The 4815-nt window shown below is 39.8% G+C and carries 6 protein-coding genes and 1 pseudogene; 1 reads left to right on the top strand and 6 read right to left on the bottom strand.

Annotation, left to right across the window (positions count from 1 at the left end; all coding sequences use genetic code 11):
- The 5 genes and pseudogenes from AC1DRF_RS16870 to AC1DRF_RS16890 form a co-directional block, all read right to left on the bottom strand.
- Window positions 1–269: pseudogene (locus AC1DRF_RS16870) on the bottom strand (gas vesicle protein GvpQ); the annotation flags it as partial.
- Window positions 270–294: 25 nt separating this feature from the next.
- Window positions 295–780, bottom strand: a complete 486-nt coding sequence (gene gvpT, locus AC1DRF_RS16875; RefSeq protein ID WP_477741206.1) for a GvpT/GvpP family gas vesicle accessory protein — start codon at window positions 778–780, stop codon at window positions 295–297.
- A 60-nt stretch (window positions 781–840) separates the two neighbouring features.
- A complete protein-coding gene (gene gvpA, locus AC1DRF_RS16880) occupies window positions 841–1101 on the bottom strand; it encodes a gas vesicle structural protein GvpA (protein ID WP_013058000.1) in 261 nt (86 codons plus the stop codon).
- A gap of 447 nt (window positions 1102–1548) precedes the next feature.
- The gene (locus AC1DRF_RS16885; RefSeq protein ID WP_427075911.1) at window positions 1549–2034 is read right to left on the bottom strand and encodes a general stress protein; all 486 of its coding nucleotides are present in this window, start codon (window positions 2032–2034) and stop codon (window positions 1549–1551) included.
- A 108-nt stretch (window positions 2035–2142) separates the two neighbouring features.
- Window positions 2143–3363 (bottom strand): MFS transporter, encoded by a 1221-nt coding sequence (locus tag AC1DRF_RS16890; protein WP_427075910.1) that lies wholly within the window; start codon window positions 3361–3363, stop codon window positions 2143–2145.
- 109 nt (window positions 3364–3472) lie between these two features.
- On the opposite strand from AC1DRF_RS16890, the gene AC1DRF_RS16895 reads away from it, so the two are divergent.
- Entirely contained in the window at window positions 3473–4342 is an 870-nt protein-coding gene (locus AC1DRF_RS16895) for a LysR family transcriptional regulator (protein WP_477741207.1), read from the top strand.
- Window positions 4343–4369: 27 nt separating this feature from the next.
- On the opposite strand, the gene AC1DRF_RS16900 is transcribed toward AC1DRF_RS16895, so the two are convergent.
- Window positions 4370–4813, bottom strand: coding sequence for a DUF2798 domain-containing protein (locus tag AC1DRF_RS16900; RefSeq protein WP_477741208.1), 444 nt, complete (start codon window positions 4811–4813; stop codon window positions 4370–4372).
- Window positions 4814–4815 lie beyond the last annotated feature (2 nt).

Consider the following 4815-nt stretch of genomic DNA (forward strand, 5'->3'; position numbering starts at 1 on the left):
TTTACTGATAGTAAGACGTCTTGGAGCTTTTCTTTTGCGTCTTCCCCTTTGCCGTGTACCTTTTGGGCATTTTTTTCTTTTGTTTTCTGCAGTTTTTCTGACGCTTCATTTGCTTTTTCCTGCAGTTTCCCTTCAGTTTTTTCGACAAATTTTTMTTTCGCTTTTTCTTTAACCTTTTCTTCTACCTTTTCCTTAACAGGTTCAGGCGTATGATCGATGATCTTTTTTCCTGCTTTTAAGGCTGCTTTCTCCACATCTTTTTTATCCATGAAATTCCCCTTAAGGACGGATATCTTACTTCTTCGCGTCCATGAGTTTGTTTAGCATCTCTTCAATGCGCTGCAGCTGGTCGTTCATATTTTTATTTTCTTCTTTTAGCTCTTCGTACTGAGACGTTTCCATTTCTGCGCTTTGGCTGACTTCTTCCTGCGAMTTTCCTTGTTCATTTGATGCATCTTCTTTTTTCTTTTTAGGTGCCAGCAGCTTGCTTAAATTGTCTTTTTCAAGATAGCCTGTAGCCGTCTGTCTTAATGCTCCCATCGCTTGCTGCGTTAGAATATCCTGTGCGTTTCTTCTTAACTCTTGTCCTGTCGCACGTACAATTTCTGATTGTCCTAAGCGGCTGAGTACTTTTTTACTCGTTTGAGGACTTGAAAGAAGTCCAATTCCCGCTCCTACTACGCCTCCTAAAATAGCAAGATTTAAAGAGTTTTGCGTTTTTTCTTCCTGCTGCTGATTTTCTTGTTTTTCATTTTGCACATTGTTATCAGTTGTTGACATGTTTCATCCTCTTTTCTCTTATTATTATTTATTTAATGAATTTTCTTATGATTAAAAGACTTAAAAGCTAAGCCCTGCACCTCGCTCTTCTGTTCGGCCAGGCAGCCCTTCTTCCTCTACTTTGTCGGTTAATAACCCGACGGCTTCTGCGTAGCGAAGCCACGTATCGACACTTGCAATAACGACTCGTGCTTCAATCGTTAAGATTTCAATTCCTACGAGTGATACTCGGGCAAAAGCATCGATGACAATTCCTTTGTCGAGAATTCGATCAATCACTTCTGCTAAACTAGAACTATCTGTACTTTTTTGAATACTCATTTTAGCAGCTCCTTTCGAAATTTAACTAAATGAATGATGCTACTAATCAACCTGCTTAACTTTTTAAGTAAACATACTTTTGAAATATACTTTTTAGCCCTCTTTCAAACATGAATAATTTGCTAAAAAGTAATTTCTGAAAATAAATTAGAAAATTATTCTACTAAGTATAATAATTAACAGTTAATTATTGGATGGAACTTGCACGTAAATCCTTCTATTAAAGCTTTTACCAAGATTTCGATCCCAAAATAAAACAATAAATACATTATTGTTACAATAATATTACATTATAATTTAAGGCATATTATTATTTTATACACCATGACATATTTTGATATTTTTAACTATTATGGAATATTATTGTCAATAAAGTTCACTTAAATAAAACCAGCGCATAAAAAAAACTGCCGCACTGCGACAGATTTCTCCTACTTATCTTACGTTCTATAAAATCATTCCGGTTAAAGGAGCTTTCGGGTTTCCATCATGATCTAAGTCTTCTTTGTCTACTAAAACAAGCAAGCTGCCTTCTTTGACTGAATCATTATATTGTTCGGCCTGCTGTTTTGGAATTCCCATACTTACTAAAATACCAGACAGACCTCCTACGCTCGCACCAGCTGCCGCACCTGTTAATGTAGCTACAATCGGACCAGCCGCCACAATTGGACCTATTCCCGGTATGGCAAGAGCCCCGGCACCTGCTAATATTCCGGTCAAGCTCCCTAGCGTACCTCCGGTAAGTGCTCCAGTTGCTGCCCCTTCTGCTTTTGTATTCGTTTCTTTCTGAACTTTTTTGGTCTTTTTATGTTTGCCGATGATAGATATTTCTTCTGATGTATACCCTTCTTTTTTCAAACTCTCTACAGCTTGAATTGCTTCTTGTTCCGTTTTGTATACCCCCACAACATTCTTTGCTTTTGCTTCCATACTATCTCCTCCTCATTAATGTTGTGTGTACCCGGGAGCATGGCTTTGAAACGTTTTAGAGGATAAGAGGTCTTCTCTATTCTTAAATAAATAGCCCTAAATCACTTTTTATTTAGTGACGTTTTTATTTAAAAATGAATGAACTCGCTCTTTTTTTAACCATATTCCTCCACAAGCAATGAAGCATGCAACCGTACTAAAAGCCAACGTGTAACTCCGGAGCCAATCCACAAGGAGCCCAAACCAAATCGGTGCGAGCACGATGGCAAATTGATTGAGCGTTAACGCAATGCTTACCGTTAAACCAATAAAACGATCATCCGCTTTTTCTGCTATTAGCACGATAAACAAACTAAACCAGCCAATTGCAAAAAAACCGAGGCTAAAACAAACTGCAGTTAGTAGCCAAAAAGGCAAAGTAAATCCAATATAAGAAATAGCTATTATTAATCCTGCAGCCATCCAAACCGTCACTTGCAAAGGAGTTCTTCGATTTCCGTTATACACATAATCACTTACCCAAGCTAAAACAATTCTCCCCACCATTCCGCCTAACAGTGTGATGCTCAGCAGAATGCCAGCTGAAGCAAAATCCATCTTTATGGCTTTCGTTAAATAGCTAATAAAGTGCGCAACGATAATCATTTGAAGAGAAATCATTGAAACACCTACAAAAAACAGCGGATAAAGCGTTTTATCTTGAGAAATGCGCTTGATTTTATGACGAAGCGTAAATGTTTCCTTTTTTTCTGACGATGATGATTGCTCTCGGTAGAATACAAAAAAAAGAATGCCTCCTCCGATAGCTGCCGCTGCCTGTACGAGAACAGCCCCATGCCAGCCGTATTGATGAAACAGCAGCGGTAATGCTGCTGAAGCGACAACGCCTCCAATCGGTATCCCCGTTTGCCGAATCCCCATGGCAAGGCCTCTATGATGAGAAGGAAACCACTTCACCACTGCTTTGCTTCCTCCTGGCTGTGCTGTTCCATACCACACGCCTGCTGCGAGAAGTACGCTTGTTAGATACAAATAATGATCAGCGCTATAGGCAAAAAGCATGCTTACCCCCAGCAAAATAGATCCTCCTCCTACAAGCCACCTTTCTCCATAACGATCCATCCAGTTTCCAAAAAGCAGCATGGAAAAGATCGGACCAATTTGAATAGCTGATACGAGCAGTCCTGTTTGAAACTGCGATAAATCATATAGTCTTTGCCAAAACGCGGCCAATGGCCCCGCTCCGTAGGTGACAAACGTGGCACATGCCTGAGAAAGAGTGGCAATAAATAAAATCATCCACTTATAAGAAGCTTTTTGTCTGCTCATTTTCTCTCCTCCACCTCTACTTTCAGTGTAGAGAAGGAATGGTATCATGTAAAATAAGGAATAAAGATAAAAGTCATCAATAAAAATGATAGCTGAAGGAGGAGATTTTATGGATATAAAAGATTTGCTTGTTTTTACAACGGTAGCAGAAGAAAAAAACATTTCAAAAGCTGCCAAAAGTTTAAGCTATGTGCAGTCGAATGTGACGATGCGCATTCAGCAGCTAGAAGCTGAACTCGGCACACAGCTATTTGAACGCAGCGGTAAAGGCGTAACGTTAACTTCTAGCGGAGAGCTGTTGCATCGTTATGCTGAAGAAATTCTTCGTTTAACCAATGAAGCCACTATAACTGTTCGAAGCAGTGCGCACACGCCGATAGGGCCTTTAAAAATAGGTGCAACTGAATCTACCGCGGCTCTTCGGCTACCGCCTTTGCTTTCTACTTATTGCACTGCCTACCCGGATGTAGACTTCATTTTAGAAACACATACAACCGATGTTCTTATTCACCTGGTTTTAACCCGAAAACTTGAAGGCGCATTTGTTGCAGGCAGCTGTGAACATCCTGATCTAAACTCTTTATTTACTCAAGATGAAGAGCTTGTACTTGTGAGCCGCCACCCTCTTCCTTCTCTTTACAGCCTAAACGATATGAATTTATTAGCATTCAGCAGCGGATGCGCATATCGACATACGTTAGAAATGCTGTTGACAAAAGAAGGCGTGTTTCCAAAACGGATATTAGAATTTGGTACGATTGAAGCGATTATTGGGTGTGTAAAAGCTGGTATGGGCGTAGCTGTAATGATGAAATCCATTGTATCTCATCACGACCATTCATTAACGTTAACTCCGCTGCCGCAGCCATATAGAAAGGTTCCCACTTTTTTTATTACGCGAAAAGATGCCTTTGTATCGGCGGCTTTACGTGAATTTTCTTCTCTTCTTACCAAACAGCTTTGCATAACAAAACCCTAAGAAAATAGGCGCTCTTAGGGTTTTGACTTAAGCCGCTGCCGGATTCTTTTTCACAAATTTCATAAACAATAAACGAACTAAAGGTCCCATAATAAGAAGCTGAAGCGGGTAGGCTACGATAAAGTTTTTCATCACGATAAATGCATAGCTTGAAAGAAGCGGCTCTCCTTGCAGGCCTTTCGTAAGTGACATCGTAATTAATCCATATACAGACATGGAAAGCACCATTCCAATAACCATACATGATGACAAAATCAACACGACTTTTAACTGTTTAGACTTATCAAACGGCAGTGAAAATGCTACTTTTTTTGCTACGGGACCAACGAAAAAAGTTTCGACAGCCATTGCGACTACAAACGTGATAACCAAGTTCAAAATACCTTCTGCAAGGGTGATATGCCCGATGACATCATTCATTAACATGTTATACACCGTCATTACAAGCACCATTCCTCCGCACATCATCATTC

Source organism: Priestia sp. P5_B4 (assembly GCF_056400385.1).

Coding starts and splice junctions, on each gene's coding strand:
- AC1DRF_RS16890 (WP_427075910.1), bottom strand. CDS start 3,363: ATGAGCAGACAAAAAGCTTCTTATAAGTGGATGATTTTATTTATTGCC.
- AC1DRF_RS16900 (WP_477741208.1), bottom strand. CDS start 4,813: ATGATGATGTGCGGAGGAATGGTGCTTGTAATGACGGTGTATAACATG.
- gvpA (WP_013058000.1), bottom strand. CDS start 1,101: ATGAGTATTCAAAAAAGTACAGATAGTTCTAGTTTAGCAGAAGTGATT.
- AC1DRF_RS16895 (WP_477741207.1), top strand. CDS start 3,473: ATGGATATAAAAGATTTGCTTGTTTTTACAACGGTAGCAGAAGAAAAA.
- AC1DRF_RS16885 (WP_427075911.1), bottom strand. CDS start 2,034: ATGGAAGCAAAAGCAAAGAATGTTGTGGGGGTATACAAAACGGAACAA.